The sequence below is a fragment of the Nocardia inohanensis NBRC 100128 genome, assembly GCF_001612945.1.
Taxonomy (GTDB): domain Bacteria; phylum Actinomycetota; class Actinomycetes; order Mycobacteriales; family Mycobacteriaceae; genus Nocardia; species Nocardia inohanensis.
Genome location: NZ_BDBK01000014.1, coordinates 208,281 through 222,971, shown reverse-complemented (window position 1 = coordinate 222,971; position 14,691 = coordinate 208,281). Strand labels below are relative to the sequence as shown.

Here is a 14,691-nt window from a genome sequence, read left to right as displayed (position 1 = left end):
ACGGTCCGCTCATCCGGCCACGACCGGCAGCGGAATCGCATCGATGAGGGCGCGAGTGTAGCTGTCGCGAGGATCGGAGAAGATTTGTTCGGCCGGACCGTACTCGACGATGCGGCCGTCCTTCATGACAGCGATGTCGTGCGCGAGATTGCGCACCACCGAAAGGTCGTGTGAGACGAACAGGTACGCGAGCCCGCGCTCGATCTGCAAGTCGCGCAACAGGTTCAGCACGCCCGCCTGAATGGAGACGTCCAGCGAGGACACCGGCTCGTCCAGCACCAGGATCTCCGGTTCCAGCGCCAGCGCCCGCGCGATGCTGATGCGCTGCTTCTGCCCGCCGGAGAAATCGGTCGGATAACGGTCGGCGTATTCGGGCCGCAATCCCACCTGCCGCAGCAATTCCGGTACGCGACGGGCGATTTCGTCCCGCGAGCGGCCGTCGATCCGCAACGGTTCGGCAATGGCGTCCGAGACCGGCAGCCGCGGATCCAGCGCGGACGCCGGATCCTGGAAGACGATCTGCATGCGGCGGCGAATACTGCGCCGGTCCGCCTTGGTGAGAGCGGCGACGTCCTTGCCGAGGATCTCGATGCGCCCACTCTCCGGCGGCAGCAAATCCATGATCTGGGTCAGCGTGGTCGACTTGCCCGAGCCGGATTCGCCGACGAGGGCCAGGGTCCGGCCCGCGCGCAGCTCGAACCCGATGCCGTCCACGGCTTTCACCTCGCCGATGCGCCGCTTGAACACCACGCCCCGGGTGAGCGGATAGGTCTTGCGCAGGTCGCTGACCTTCATCACGACGTCCCGGGTATCGACCTGCGCGACCTCCTCCGGCTGCTCGATCTCCTTGCGGTAGGCCGTGAACAGCTCGGTCGTGCCGATCTCGGAGGTCCGGATGCAGGCGGCGCGATGCCCGGGTTCGGTGTCCTGCAAAGGCGGTTCGGCCGCCCGGCAGTCGTCGATCGCGATCGGGCAGCGCGGCGCGAAGGTGCAGCCGGCCGGCAGCGCGTGCATGGCGGGCGGAGAGCCGACGATGGGGATGAGGGGGGTGCGCGCGGGGCCGTCCAAGCGCGGAATGGAACCCAGCAGGCCCACGGTGTACGGCATTCGCGGTGCCGCGAACAGCTGTGCGGCCGAGGCGGTTTCGACAATCCGACCGGCGTACATGACCGCCACCCGATCGGCCAGCGTGGCCGCGATACCCATATCGTGGGTGATCATGACGACGCCCGCGCCGGTGATGTCACGCGCCTTGCGCAGCAGGTCCAGAATCTGCTTCTGCACCGTCACATCGAGCGCCGTGGTCGGCTCGTCGCAGATGATGAGCTCGGGGTCGTTGGCGATGGCGATGGCGATCACCACGCGCTGGCGCATACCGCCGGAGAACTCGTGCGGGAAGGCCCGGGCGCGCACTTCGGGGTTGGGAATGCCGACCAGGCCGAGCAGCTCCACGGCCTTCGCGGCGGCCTCGGCCCGGCTCATCTTGCCGTGCGCGAGCAGGGCTTCCGCGATCTGATCGCCCACCCGGTAGACCGGGGTCAAGGCCGAGAGCGGGTCCTGGAAGACCATCGACACGCTGCTGCCGCGCAGCGTGGACAGCTGTTTATCGCCGAGCCCGAGCAATTCCCGCCCGCGCAATCGAATCGAGCCGCGGATTCGCGCCTGCTCCGGGAGCAACCCCATGACGGCCAGCGACGACACCGATTTGCCCGAACCCGATTCGCCGACGATGGCCAGCACCTCACCGTCGTTCACGGTGTAGCCGACACCGCGGACGGCATCCACCCGGCCTTCCTCGCTCGGAAAGGAGACGTGCAGGTCCGAGACTTCCAGCAGCGGCGCGGTGGTGGTCTTGCGGAGGTTGGGGGCCGAATTGTCGGTCATGCCTGCGCCTTTCCGGCGGGTGCGGCGCCCGCGGCCTGACGATCTTTGCGCCGGGAGCGCGCCCGCTGCGCGCTGGGGTCGAAGGCGTCCCGCAGGCCGTCGCCGACCAGGTTCGCGCACAACACCGTGGTGATCAGCAGTCCACCGGCGAACATGAAGAGCCACGGATACGTGAGCGCCGAGGCGGTGCCGGCGGCGATCAGCGAGCCCAGGGAGACGTCCGGCGGCTGCACGCCGAATCCCAGGTAGCTCAGGCCGGTTTCGCCGAGGATGGCCGCACCGACCGCCAGCGTGGTGTCGATGATCAGGATGGAGGCGATGTTCGGCACGATGTGCGAGACCACCACGCGCCGGGTCGAAGCTCCCATATACCGTGCGGCGCGGACGAATTCGCGTTCCCGCAAGCTCAGCGTGAGCCCGCGCACGATACGAGCGGTGATCATCCAGCCGAAGCCGCCGAGCAACAGGATCAGCAGTGCTATCGACGCATTGCCTTTGGTGCGCGGCGCGAAGATGGCCACCACGATGAAGCTCGGTACCACCAGCAGCAGGTCGACCACCCACATCAGGGCCTTGTCGATCCAGCCGCCGAGCAGACCGGCCAGCGATCCGACGACGGTCGCGACGATGGCCGCCATGAACGCCACACTGAAGCCGATGATCAGCGACTTCTGCAAGCCGCGCAGAGTCTGCGCGAGCACGTCCTGACCGATCTGGGTGGTCCCGAAGGGATGCTTGGCACTGGGCGGCTTCAACAGTGCCGTGTAATCGAGCTGCTGATAGTCGTAGGGCAGGAACGGCGGCAGCGCGAAACTGCCCACCAGCAGTATCAGCAGCACGACCGCCGCGGCCACCGACACCTTGTTACGCAGGAACCGGCGCAGCACCAGCTTGCCGCGGCCGCTCGCGGCGGGCTCCGGCGCGCCCTGGACGATGATCTCTGTTTCGGTCATGCCGCACGCACCCGAGGATCGAGGACGGCGAGAACGATGTCGGACAGCAGTCCGCCGATGAGCACCATCAATCCGGCGAAGGTCGCGACGGTCACCACCGGATACAGGTCCTGGCGGTTGATCGAATCGATCAGCCATTCACCCACGCCGTGCCAGCCGAAGATCTTCTCGGTGAAGGTGGCGCCGGTGATGAGACCCGCGAGGCTGTAGGCGAAGAGCGTGGCCATCGGGATGAGAGCGGTGCGCAGGCCGTGCTTGTACAGGGCGCGTCGCCGGGTCAAGCCCTTGGCGCGGGCGGTACGAATGAAATCGCTCTGCAACACGTCGAGCATCGCATTGCGTTGGTACCGGCTGTAACTCGCCATCGCCATGAGGATCAGGCCCAGGGTCGGCACCACCATGTGCTGGGCGCGATCGACTATCTGATTCCACAATCCATGCACGGCGGTCGCCGAGGTCTCCCCGGTATAGAGGAAGATCTGCTTCCCGCTGACCGTATTGATCTCCAGCGCACCGTATTTCAACAGCGTGGCGAGCAGGAAGATCGGCGTGCTGAGGATCAACAGCGAAAGCACCGTGGTGAAGTAGTCGCTGAACTTGTATTGCCGGATCGCTCCCGCCGCGCCGACCAGCACACCCAGCAGGGTGCCGAGTATCGACCCGACCAGCAACAGCCGCAAACTCACCCCGATCCGCCGCGGCAGTTCCTCGCCCACCGGCTGCCCGGCCAGCGTGGTCCCGAAGTCCCCTTCGGTCACCACCCCCTTGATCCAGGTGACGTACCGCTGCGGAATCGGATCATCCAGATGCAGCTGCTCCCGCTTGGCATCGATCACCGACTGCGGCGGCCGCGGATTGCGCGACTCCAGGCTGTCCAGGGGACGGAACGTCAGACATGCGAGGGAAAAGGTCAGGAACGACGCCAGCACAAGCAGCACGACATAGTTCAGCGCACGTCGCAGCAGAAAACCGGCCATCATTCCCTTCCGGGGTCGAGTCTTAGCCCCAGATCATAGGGACCGGCGACCCGAACCGCGTGGTAGCGCACAGCCAATGCCGGGCAATTCGCCCCAGCTTTCGGTTTCGCGTCGCGGTTTCAGGCAGACTGGACTGGGTGACACTCTTTCACCTGCCCAAACCCAAGATGGTCGCCACGGACGTCGATGGCACGCTCATCGACAACGGTGAGCAGGTGAGCACGCGCACGAAAGCCGCGGTAGACGCCCTTATCGCGGACGGTGTGCCGTTCGTGCTCGCCACCGGCCGTCCACCCCGCTGGATCGATCCGGTGGTGGATGGTCTCGGTTACGCGCCGCTGTGCGTGTGCGCGAACGGGGCCGTCATCTATGACAGTGCGGCCGATCGGATTCTGTCGGCGCGAACTCTGGATGTGGAGACGCTGGCCTGGGCGGCGGATCTGGCCGAGCGGCTACTACCCGGGTGCGGGCTGGCGACCGAGCGGGTCGGGCAGAGTGCCCACGATGCCGCGACGCCGCAATTCGTGAGTTCGCCGGAGTACGAACACGCCTGGCTGAATCCGGATGACACGCGCGTGTCGCGGGCCGAGGTGATCGAGGCGCCCGCCATCAAGATGCTGATCCGGTTGCCGGGGGCGATGAGCGGGGACATGCGGGCGGTTTTGGAGCCCGCACTCGGTGACCGGGCCGACCTCACCTATTCGACGGATCACGGGTTGATCGAGTTGTCCGCGCCGGGCGTCACCAAGGCGACCGGGCTGGCGACGGTGGCGCAACGGCTGGGCGTGCAGCATTCGGCGCTGATCGCGTTCGGCGATATGCCCAATGACGTGCCGATGCTGCGGATGGCCGGGCACGGGGTGGCCATGGGCAATGCGCATCAGGAGGCCAAGGACGCCGCCGACGAGATCGCCGCCGCCAACCACGAGGACGGCGTGGCGCGCGTCCTCGAGCGTTGGTGGACGTGAGTTCTACTGTGCGGCGGGCTGTTCCGGCCCGATAGCGGCCGGTGCGGGTTCGGCCGGCGCGGCCTCGGGCAGGGTCGCCGGGATCTGCGTGCCCGCCGCCGGCGCCGTGTTCAGCGTGTCCGGGATGGGCGAACCGCCGGGCACCGCAGCGGGATTGCCGCCGAAGTTCTTCAGCACGGTGGTGACGATTCCGGTGAGCTTGTTGAAAATCAGTGAGCCCCGCTGGAAGTCGGCGCGCACACCGTCCTGCACCTGATATTCGTTGCTCGACGGCAGCCCGAGCATGCCGGTCCCCGCGCCGAGTTGCAGGAATCGCTCCAGGATCTTGCCGACCACCGCGAACACTCGCCCGTCCGGCGTCGAGTACACGTACCCGTTCACGAACTCGGCGTACTGCCCGCCGTCCTCGGTTGCCACCGGCTCCGACTTCGCCTGTCCCAGTGGGCCGTTCGCCGCACCCTGCTGATTCCAGTAGCCCGCGACCGGATTCTTCCCGACCATATCCAGCAGCTTGCTGGTCAGGTCGGCGAGCGTGGCCAGATCGGCTTCGGAGTTGTTGCTCTGGGACTGCGGCGCGGTGTGCGGGCTGCCGGCCTGCTGTTCCGGCTTCGGCCGCGTGCCGCCGCGGCTGCCGCCCTGCACCGATCCGGCCGTCTGCTCGGCGATGGCGCGGATCTTGTCCATCAGCTCGTAGGCGGCATCACCGGGGCAGGTGGTATTGCCGACATCGCGATGTGCGAAGACATTCGGCAGCTTGACCGCTTGTCCCAGCGCGTATTTCGTGTAATCGCTGCCTTCGGAATACATGGTGGTCTGGCCTTCGGGCTGGATTCCGGCGATCTTCGCCCGCCATCCGATGAATTCGCCCATGGCCTGCACGGCGATATCGGTCGGCGCTTCTTCCTCGTGATTGCCCATGAATGCCACACCGGCGGTATTGATATTGAATCCGCCCGCGTGCGCGCCTTCGACCGCGCGGTCCAGCCCGCCGTATCGGCCTTCGAAAATCTGCCCGTACTTGTCGACCAGCGCGTTGTATCCGATATCGCACCAGCCCAGCGTCTTCGCGTGATACGAGTAGATGGCGCGCACGATGCCCGCCGATTCCGCCTTGGAGTAATCGTTGCGTCCGGCGGTGTGGTGCACGGTGATCGCATTGACGCCGTCGTCGTAGGTGGGTTCTTCACACCGCAGCGATTCGTCCGCGCCCCATTGCGCACGCGTGATCACCTTCGGTCCGCCGCCCGGCAGCGCCGCCGCGACCTGGGTGAGGTTCTCGTCGATGGCCCCGCGGCCCGGATCGATCAGCACCGCGGCCAATTTCTCCCAATTGATCTGCGCGGGATCGCCGGAATGGTCGGTCATCGGGGCGGGTTCGGCGACCGGCTTGCGGGTGGTCAGCACCTGCACGGCCTTGGTGCTGCCGACATAGAGCGGCTCGGTGCCGGTGCGTTTGGCCGCGACGCGCTGGCGTCCGTCGGCTTCGTCGGTGGAATACCAAGGGCCCCAGGTGCCGTCGGCGCGTTGCGCGCGAATCTTGGAGCTGGTGCCCGCCAGATTGTCGGCGGTGAGCGCGACCATGCTGAACGGCGTGTCGCGGGTGAGTTCCTTGACCTGGGCTCCGACCTGGTCGATCAGGTCGTTGGGTACGGCGCCGGGCGCCAGTGCGGGAGTGTTCGGATCGCCTTCGAGCTGGGGTGCGGCCGGGGTTTCCGCGGGCGCTTCGGGCCCGGGGTCGGCGATGAATCCGGGAGCGCCGCCGGGTTTCGAGACACCGCCGAGGTTCGGTAGCGGTATCTCGCTGGGTAGTCGTACCCCCGACGGCACCGGTAGCCCGGCCGGGATCGGAATCGATTTGGGCAGCGGCAGCTTGCGCAGATCCGACAGCCGCAGATCGGGCAGATTCAATCCGGTGAGCTGCCGCAGCGGCAAGACCACGTCCGGCGCGGAGGCCAGCGCCACCTCGGCCAGCTGGGCCGGTATAGCTGCCAGATTGCTCTGATCAGCAGGTTTGACTTCCGGGGAGTCGCTCAGCGCCAGGACCCCGAACGGTGCAGTAATGGCCATTATGGTGACTACGGGGAGTACATACGAGTGTTTGGCTCTGCTGTACGGCACGTCTATCTCCCATTCAGGTAAATCTGTCTAACGGCACCCGGCTCGCAAGGTTGCTTCCGAGCGTCTCAGCGATCACACTAGTCCCAACTGTCACAGTCCCTGAACGTATGGTTGAGGCTTAGCCTTGGGTAACTCGAATGTAGCCTCAGCTCCAAACAGAACGGGTATGACATGCCGAACGGTTACCTACACGCACGCCGCAGACGCCGTAGCCTGATCGCCCTGTCCGTCACCGCCGCCACCGCGGCCGGCGGTACCGCCGCTCTGCTCTGGGCGTGGCCCGACGGCGCCTTCAACTTCACCGCTGGCCCCGGTCACGGCCGCGGCATGAGCCAAACCGGCGCCTTCGATCGCTCTGTCGGCGGCGACACCGCAGAAACCATCCTCAGCCACTACTATCCCGGCGCCGAGCTGGCCGACATCGGCCCCACCACGGTCCGCGTCCGCCTCCAGCACCAGGACGACAGCACCCTCGACGTCACCTCCGAATCCGTCTTCTTCGTCGCCGGCCGCCGCGTAATCCCAGGCCAGGCAGCGGTTTTGACCCCGACCCCCACCGGCGCCGACATCCGCATCACCCAGGGCTGCGACGGCGAAACCCTGTGGGAGGGCAGCACCGACGACCCCTGGGCGTATCCGATTGCCGAAGGCACGAACCGCCCCGCCGAAGAACTCCTGCAACTCTGCGACGGCAGCGCCTACCGCGGCGTCCTCGGCGTCGCCCTGGAAGCCGGCAAATACCGCACCGTCAACGAAGTAGACGTCGACGACTACCTGATGGGCGTCGTCCCCGCCGAAATGGTCGCCAACTGGGCCGATCAGGGCGGCACGGAAGCCCTACGCGCCCAAGCCATCGCGGCCCGCTCCTACGCCCTGGCCGAAAACCGCTACGCCTACGCCGAAACCTGCGATTCGACCGACTGCCAGATGTACCCCGGCACCGACAAAGAAGACCCCCGCACCACCGAAGCCGTCCTGGCCACCACCGGCCGAGTCCTCGCCCGCGACAGCCACGTCCTGCGCGCCGAATACTCCGCCTCCCCCGAAGGCGGCACCCCGGCGGAAAATCTCGAAATAGGCCCAGCCCTAACCGATTTCCCCGCCGCCCAACCCGCATTCCCCGCCAAACCCCTGTTCCCGGACCTCCTCACCCCCGAGGAACCGTCCCAACCCGACGAGACCTATCCCGGCCAAACCTATTCGGACCCCACGTATTCGGATCCCACCTACACCGATCCCACGTACGCCGATCCAACCGCCCCAACCGACGTAAACCCGGCCGCCCCAACACAATCCCTTCCTCCAGCCGTAACAAAACCACACCCGAACCCCGGCACCCGAGTCCGCAACGTCCTACCCCCCTCGGGCTCCGGCACCCCAGCCGGCCCCACCGGCCTCCGCCTCATGTCCAACACCCACCACTTCACCGACCCCGCCCCGGAACCCACACCCGCACAGGTACATCCAACCGAAACCATGCTCCCCCGCACGGCTTCCACCCCCACCCCGCCCATCGCTCCACAGACCAGGCGCCTGCCTGTAGCAGGACCGGCAGGATTGTAAATCTGTCATCGAATCGGTCATGCGCCAAGACCGCTGATCAGATGCCAATTATCCATTAGTTCCACTGTGCTGAAAGGTCTTTCGTACGCACTGGTAACCCGCGTGTGGAATGTGAATTGTGAGATGTGTTGCGCAAGAGCTGAACTGAGGATTTAGTATTCGTTCTGTGTATACTGCCGCTCGTCATAATTGTCCTAAAGGGTTGCACCCCAGGGCATCACATATGGGTAGGTGTATGCAGTAGGCGTGGCGTGCCACAGCGATTCGATGAGCGATCGCGCGGTGGGTGTGTGGTTGCTGTCCGATGGGATCGAGCTGGCACGGAGTGGTGCTGAGTTGCCAATGAAGGACTCGTCGGCGGTCTGGTTATGACCCGATGGGTCGATGGTTGGCAATCCGCGCTGAACGCGGATCTCGTAGCAAGGAAGTGCGCCGTGTCCGCAGATGCGCTGGTGGCGTGGTTTGTTCGGATTTTCGATTCCGAATCGTTGATGATCGTGGCCGGGCAAGTGGGGGAGGAGACCGCCGCCCGCATAGCGCGCGGCGAAGCAACCGTTGCCGAGTTGTATATAGCCGCGGCGGTATTGGGCTGGGGCCTCGGCGACCTACTCCCAGGATCCATTGGCGAGCTTTACGGCCCGCCCCATGACTTCCAGCGGCGAAACGCCGAGTGCATCGCATAGTGCGACGAGCTGATGCATATCGGGTGAGCGCTCCCCGTTCTCGAAGCGCTGAATCGTACTGACGGCAACCCCCGAGGCTTCCGCCAGTTGCGGCCGGGTGAACCCCCGCCGCCCCCGCGCCGCGCGGAGCTCTTCACCCACCGCACGGTTGATCCCGTCGTGGAGGTCCCGCAGTTCCATACGGACCATGATGAGGTCCAAACGGAATTCTTGCAAACACCTACTGAGGTGCGCGGATGTGCCCATTTCCGGGCCTGCGGAGTCACTGAAAGGTCCGTTTGGACTTGTAAGTGGTCCGTACGGACCTTAGTCTGTTCCGTATGGACTTCTTTACAACCGGTCGTCGGGGCATGATCGACGTCCTGATCGTCGGCGGCACCTGGGCTCCGCAGGGTGAACCGGTCACCGATACCTTCGCGCGCTCCCTCGACCTGGCTCGATTCGCGCCCCGCATGGTGCCCTATCCGGCCGACTACGGCCGCCAGGTCCCCTACGCCGAAAGCAGTGCGGCGGGGAAGGCCGCACTGCTGGAAGCGATCGCCGCTGCCCCCAACCGCGTAGTGATCGCCGGCTACTCCCAGGGCGCCGCCATCGCCGGTGACGTAGCCGCAGAAATCGGCCGCGGCCTCCACCCGGAACTCGAAATCGAAGCCTGCGCCCTGATCGCCGACCCCCTCCGACCCGCCGGTCGGTGCCTAGGCCCCGACCCCGGCGGTTACGGCATCGCGGGCCAGCGCTGGATCGCCGACATCCCCGCATTCTGGGTCGCGGCCCCCGGCGATCCGATCACCGCCCTCCCCGCCGGCAACCCCCTTCGTCTGATCGCCGACCTCACCGGCTACTTCTGCCTGACTACCCCCGAGGACGTAACCCGTTGGGGGAGGAGCCTCATCGACACCGCTCTCCGCCGCCGCCTCCAGCGCTGGTGGACCCCGGACAACTGGAGCGCCTGGTCCGGCGCCCTCGCCTACGCCCGCGGCTACCTCACCGACGGTCGCCACACCACCGACTACGTCCGCCAAGGCCACGCCGCCCGCCTGGCCGAAACCATCAACCGAGAGGTCGCCTGATGCCGTCCGCCGAGCCCAACCACCTAAACCTGGACCGCCCGGCCCTCCGCAGCTTGGCCGATCTGCTCTGCCAAATCCCCGCCCTATCGGAAGATCTCGAGGACTCGGTGACCGGCCGAAGCCGCCTGGGCGAACCCAACTATCGCCTCTCCTCCCGCACCAGCGACCAACCGCTCCCATTCAGCGTCTCGGCGGCAAAAGTCCGTGACCACCTCCACACCCTATTGGTCTCCTGGGTTCGTGTCATCTGTGAACAGCGCGCCCTGGACTACTCCGGGCCGACTTCCACCGCAGGACTGTCCATCTGGCTGCACCGGAACCTGATCTCGTTAGCGATGACCGAGGGTCTCGACACCGCCCCCGAAGAACTCCGCATGGTGGTCGAAGCCGCCGAACGAATCATCTGCCCACCCCTTGAAAAGATCACCGTTGACGCCACCGCCCTCGAAGTCGCCCGTCGAGCCCGCCTCAACGTCTCCGGAATCGCGACGCTGGCCAGAGAACTAGGTGAGCCGTTCTCGGCGGTTACAGCACGCCGCATCCAAACCCTGAGGGACGCAGGAAGAATCATCCCGGTCCCCGGGCCGTGGGCACCCGACTGGCCCGAACTGTTCGTAGTCGGTGAAGTGTTCGACGCCCATCTCGCCCACCCCACGCGTCGCCGCAAGTCTCCGGCGAAACCAGTCGAATGCGTCAGTACCGTTCGTTACCTGCAACTTTCATGAATCTTCATTCTGGGTGTTGACTTTCGGGTGCGCTTAAGTGAAGCTGGATGCAGCGCCATAGTTGCGCCTTCATCCGGACCTCACCGGAAACCAATACTCAGGCAAGCGAATCAAGTTCGTCGCTGTGCCCGTGCAAGCCCTCGATCCGCAATTGCGGACCGGGGGCTTTGTCGTTGCGGCGGTAGCGAAACGACTGTCGCCAGCTCATGCGACGCCATCGAAAAGACCTCACCCCTTCGAAGGAAACCCATATGTCCTGGACTGGCGACCCGGTCTGGCTCGCGGATGTATTGCGCGAAGCCGGATTACGGGTAATCGAACACGAAGGCTGGCGTGAGCGCGGGCACGGCGACTTCGCCGATATCCGCGGCGTGCTCTGCCACCACACCGCCGGCGGCGGAACCGAGGACTGGCGGATCGTCCAGTACGGTCGCCCGGACCTCGAAGGCCCACTCGCCCAACTGGTCCTGGAACGTGATGGCACTTTCCGTGTCATCGCGGCGGGTGTCTGCTGGCATGCCGGTCGTGGGGCCTGGCCCGGCTGGCCCACCAACAACGCCAACTACCACGTGATCGGCATCGAAGCGGTGTCCCGAGGCGACGGAACCGATTGGACCTCAGCCCAATTGGACGCCTACAAGCGCGGCTGTGCGGCCATCCTGGCGCGCATCGGCCGCACCGCCTCGGACTGCGTCGCTCACCGTGAATACAGCAGCGAAGGCAAGATCGATCCCTTCGGCATCGACATGGACGAGTTCCGCGCCGATGTCCAGCACTTCATCGACGGAAAGGATGCTCCCATGAGCGCATCGGAAGTCAAGCAGATCCAGGACTTCGTGGCCGGGTTCTGTGGCCCGATCGGCAATGACGTCAAGGATATTCGCGAACAGCTGTGCGGTCGGGACCAGCGTGACGTGGGCGAATTCGCGGGCTGGCCGCAGCTCGGCGGGCATACCATCGTCGATGCCCTGGCCGAGATCCTCGAGCGGCTCGAGAAACTCGAAGCCCCTCAGCGCTCGTAGGCGGGCATCTCGTTCGAATGCCTCGGGATGCACCACGGACGGCACCGGGCTGCGCGATCGGTGATGACATATCCCGGCTAGTTCGTGCTCCCGGCGGCTGGGATCAGCCGGTACAACCACCATGGGCGGTCCGGGAACTCCGGGTTGTAGAGCCGGGCGTTCAGCCGGTGCACACGGTCAGCGGCCGGGTCGCGGACCAGCACGTGCTGGCGGAAAAGGATTTCGGTGGGTACCTCGTTGGCCCACATGCCCTGCCACTCCGGCGCGCTCCCACAGCTGCCGATGATCCGGGCCGTGCGATCGCTGCGTGAAACACCCGGCTCGAGCATGCGCAGGCCGTAGACGAGGCGGTGCGCTTCGCTCGTCCACTCGGGCAGCACGGTGCGGGCGTTCGGGTCCAGGAACATCCACTCGATCAGGCTGGGGCTGTCCTGAACTCCGGGAAACAGTCGCAGGTATGGGCGGTTGACGGCGACCAGGGTGAACGTCGGCACCAGGAAGAAGCCGGCTGGATGCCCGAGGCTGTCGAGGTCGGCCAGATCCGACGAGGTCGGGCGCGGCGGACCGGAGGGTGTGCGACGTCCCAGTACGTCGGGCAGCGCTCGTGCGAGGATCTGCCGCCGATGCAGGGCGGGCACATCCAGCTCGTCGAAGAGCGCCCGCAGGGTCCCCAGCGTGGCCGGGCGACTGCCGCGTTCGATCTTCTCGATCAACGACGCCGACACATTGGCCCGATCGGCGAGTTGCTCGCGAGTGAGCTCGGCGTCCTTACGCCGTTGCCGCAAGTATTCGCCGAATGGATTACCGGACAACACTTCTCACCTACCTGTTCCGGTTGCTAGCAGTATTCGGATTAGGGGACCCCGTACGGATTGTGCGGGCGGGCATCGTTGACTGTCGGTCCACTGATCTTGAATACTAGAACATATGTTCGAACGATAGCTAGAACGGCGCTATGACCGCAGGTGAGGCGGTGCGGCGCCGGTGGCTTCAGGGGTGGAAGGCGGTCCGGTGGACTGGATGGGTAGATGTGTCGGCGGCAAGATCGAGCGAGCGATGCTCGAAGCCGAGATCGGAGTTGCCGAACTCGCCCACGGGGTAGGTGTGCCTGAAGTGGTACTCGAGGCGAGGCTCGCCGAACCCGCCACCATCACCGCCACCGAGCTCATTCTCGTTGCGGCAGTGCTGAGTTGCGATATACGTGTACTGCTGCCCTGTCTCAACTGCATCGGGATGTGTCTTAACTGAGCGGTTGCCTGCCGGGGCGCGGCAACGAAAAATATTCGGCCTCAGCAGCATTGATGTCCAATAGCGAAAGCCAGTCCGAATCAGGGCGGTGCTCCACATGGAGCGCCGCCCTTTCGTCGTTGCTGGACCACCTATCCGGGGGTCAGTGGGTGTGGGCTGTGGTCAGTTCGGCGGCTACGGGGTCGGCGCCTAGGGGGATCAGCCAGTTCAGGGCTGCTTCGGGGGCGAATTCGGCCATGCGGGTAGCTACTTCGTCTTTTTGGGTGGCGGTTAGGGAGGTGGCGTCGCCCAGGAGGCGGGATACGGTTTCGCGGTACATCAGGAGGTATTTGCGCTGGGCTTGGAGGAGGGAGACGGTGCCTGCGGGGCCGTGGCCGGGGTAGAGGGTTAGGCCGGTGAGGGTGGGGATGAGGGTGTCGAGGGCTTCCAGCCATGTGGTGGAGTGGCCGTCGGTGAGGTAGGAGTGCATGCCGTCGAAGAAGGCCAGGTCGCCGATGAAGGCGGCGCGCTGGGTGCCGGATTCGACGAGAATCCAGCTGTCGGCGTGGCTTTCGGCGGGGCCTACCTCGTGGATGGTGAAGCGGAGGCCGTCGATTTCGATGGATTCGCCGTCGGCCAGGTGGTGGTTGGGGACGCGGTAGCGGTCGGGCCATTCGGCGCCGTAGGTCGGGCCCCATTGGGCGCGTTTGGGTTCCGCGGATTCGGCGATCACCTTGGCTACCTCGGCGGTGGAGTAGACGGGGGCTTCCTCGGGGACCACGTAGGGGAGGCCGTTGAAGTGGTCGGGGTGAGGGTGGGTGACGAAGGCGGCCAGCAGGGGCTTGCCGAGGGCTTTGGCTCGGGCGGCCAGCGCGTTCGCGTCGGAGACCAGGAGGTTGGCGTCGATCAGGATGACACCGTTCTCGGTCTCGAGCAGGTAGCTGTTGACGAAGATGCCGGGTTCGGCGGCGGAGTAGGTGTGGACGCGGAAGGTGGTGCTCATGTCCGGATTCCCTTTCGTGGTTACGGTAGGGATGACCGTATGAGCCCGCGCTCGGTGCCGATAGAAGGCACTTCGAAGTGCCCTTCCAGTGGAGATCCGATGAGCCTCGTCATTCCCGACATCCTGGAAGAATCCTGTGCGACGCGGCAGGCTTTGGAACGGTTCGCGGCCAAATGGCGGGTGCTGCTGATCTATGCGCTGATGGACGGGCCGCATCGGCCGGCGGCGCTGCGCAGGCGACTGCCCGACATCACGCAGAAGATGCTCACCGAAACCCTGCGTGGGATGGAAGCCGACGGGCTGGTGGAGCGGCAGGTGTACAAGCAGTCCGCGCCGCAGCATGTCGAATACACGCTGACCGCGCTGGGCAAGACGCTCGAGCAGCCGCTCGCCGCCATCTGCGGGTGGGCGACGGAACACGGTGTGCTGGAGGTGCGTCACGACGACGACCTCGACGAGATGAGCGCGGCCGCGGGCTGAAACCGCCGCTACCGTGGA

14 protein-coding genes are annotated in these 14,691 nt (G+C 65.7%); 7 read left to right on the top strand and 7 right to left on the bottom strand.

The features are described 5' to 3' along the window. Positions 1–9: 9 nt before the first annotated feature. The 3 genes from NI1_RS26605 to NI1_RS26595 are packed head-to-tail and all read right to left on the bottom strand — an operon-like array spanning position 10 to position 3,814. A complete protein-coding gene (locus NI1_RS26605; RefSeq protein ID WP_067825856.1) occupies positions 10–1,884 on the bottom strand; it encodes an ABC transporter ATP-binding protein in 1,875 nt (624 codons plus the stop codon). Further along, entirely contained in the window at positions 1,881–2,837 is a 957-nt protein-coding gene (locus NI1_RS26600; protein ID WP_067825854.1) for an ABC transporter permease, read from the bottom strand. The genes NI1_RS26605 and NI1_RS26600 overlap by 4 nt, the downstream gene beginning before the upstream one ends. Next, on the bottom strand, positions 2,834–3,814 hold the full coding sequence (locus tag NI1_RS26595) for an ABC transporter permease (protein WP_067826046.1): 981 nt from the start codon (positions 3,812–3,814) through the stop codon (positions 2,834–2,836). Before NI1_RS26595 ends, NI1_RS26600 begins: the two co-directional genes overlap by 4 nt. A gap of 167 nt (positions 3,815–3,981) precedes the next feature. Here NI1_RS26595 and NI1_RS26590 point away from each other — a divergent pair, with 167 nt between their 5' ends. After that, positions 3,982–4,782, top strand: coding sequence for a Cof-type HAD-IIB family hydrolase (locus NI1_RS26590; protein WP_067826045.1), 801 nt, complete (start codon positions 3,982–3,984; stop codon positions 4,780–4,782). Positions 4,783–4,785: 3 nt separating this feature from the next. Here NI1_RS26590 and NI1_RS26585 read toward each other — a convergent pair whose 3' ends face one another. Next, the gene (locus tag NI1_RS26585) at positions 4,786–6,849 is read right to left on the bottom strand and encodes an N-acetylmuramoyl-L-alanine amidase (RefSeq protein ID WP_084523742.1); all 2,064 of its coding nucleotides are present in this window, start codon (positions 6,847–6,849) and stop codon (positions 4,786–4,788) included. A 222-nt stretch (positions 6,850–7,071) separates the two neighbouring features. Between NI1_RS26585 and NI1_RS26580 the strand changes: the two genes are divergently transcribed. Continuing rightward, positions 7,072–8,463 carry a SpoIID/LytB domain-containing protein gene (locus NI1_RS26580; protein ID WP_067825852.1) on the top strand — a complete coding sequence of 464 codons (1,392 nt, stop codon included), beginning with the start codon at positions 7,072–7,074 and terminating at the stop codon, positions 8,461–8,463. A 605-nt stretch (positions 8,464–9,068) separates the two neighbouring features. Here the strand turns inward: NI1_RS26580 and NI1_RS26575 are convergent. Further along, positions 9,069–9,326: a helix-turn-helix domain-containing protein gene (locus tag NI1_RS26575; RefSeq protein ID WP_067826043.1), complete on the bottom strand. Its 258-nt coding sequence runs from the start codon at positions 9,324–9,326 to the stop codon at positions 9,069–9,071. Between the two features lie 140 nt (positions 9,327–9,466). Here NI1_RS26575 and NI1_RS26570 point away from each other — a divergent pair, with 140 nt between their 5' ends. The 3 genes from NI1_RS26570 to NI1_RS26560 all read left to right on the top strand — a co-directional run bounded on the left by NI1_RS26570 (position 9,467) and on the right by NI1_RS26560 (position 11,963). Further along, complete coding sequence (locus NI1_RS26570; RefSeq protein WP_157535360.1) at positions 9,467–10,216, top strand: PE-PPE domain-containing protein; 750 nt, start codon at positions 9,467–9,469, stop codon at positions 10,214–10,216. Beyond that, on the top strand, positions 10,216–10,941 hold the full coding sequence (locus NI1_RS26565; protein ID WP_067825849.1) for a hypothetical protein: 726 nt from the start codon (positions 10,216–10,218) through the stop codon (positions 10,939–10,941). Before NI1_RS26570 ends, NI1_RS26565 begins: the two co-directional genes overlap by 1 nt. A gap of 251 nt (positions 10,942–11,192) precedes the next feature. After that, complete coding sequence (locus NI1_RS26560; RefSeq protein WP_067825847.1) at positions 11,193–11,963, top strand: peptidoglycan recognition protein family protein; 771 nt, start codon at positions 11,193–11,195, stop codon at positions 11,961–11,963. 77 nt (positions 11,964–12,040) lie between these two features. On the opposite strand, the gene NI1_RS26555 is transcribed toward NI1_RS26560, so the two are convergent. Further along, positions 12,041–12,775 carry a helix-turn-helix domain-containing protein gene (locus tag NI1_RS26555; RefSeq protein WP_169815638.1) on the bottom strand — a complete coding sequence of 245 codons (735 nt, stop codon included), beginning with the start codon at positions 12,773–12,775 and terminating at the stop codon, positions 12,041–12,043. 172 nt (positions 12,776–12,947) lie between these two features. Here NI1_RS26555 and NI1_RS26550 point away from each other — a divergent pair, with 172 nt between their 5' ends. Beyond that, positions 12,948–13,211, top strand: a complete 264-nt coding sequence (locus NI1_RS26550) for a hypothetical protein (RefSeq protein ID WP_218026831.1) — start codon at positions 12,948–12,950, stop codon at positions 13,209–13,211. 142 nt (positions 13,212–13,353) lie between these two features. Here the strand turns inward: NI1_RS26550 and NI1_RS26545 are convergent, their stop codons facing one another. Beyond that, positions 13,354–14,193 (bottom strand): MBL fold metallo-hydrolase, encoded by an 840-nt coding sequence (locus tag NI1_RS26545; protein WP_067825841.1) that lies wholly within the window; start codon positions 14,191–14,193, stop codon positions 13,354–13,356. 99 nt (positions 14,194–14,292) lie between these two features. On the opposite strand from NI1_RS26545, the gene NI1_RS26540 reads away from it, so the two are divergent. Continuing rightward, positions 14,293–14,673, top strand: a complete 381-nt coding sequence (locus NI1_RS26540) for a winged helix-turn-helix transcriptional regulator (RefSeq protein ID WP_067825839.1) — start codon at positions 14,293–14,295, stop codon at positions 14,671–14,673. The last annotated feature ends 18 nt before the right edge of the window (positions 14,674–14,691 follow it).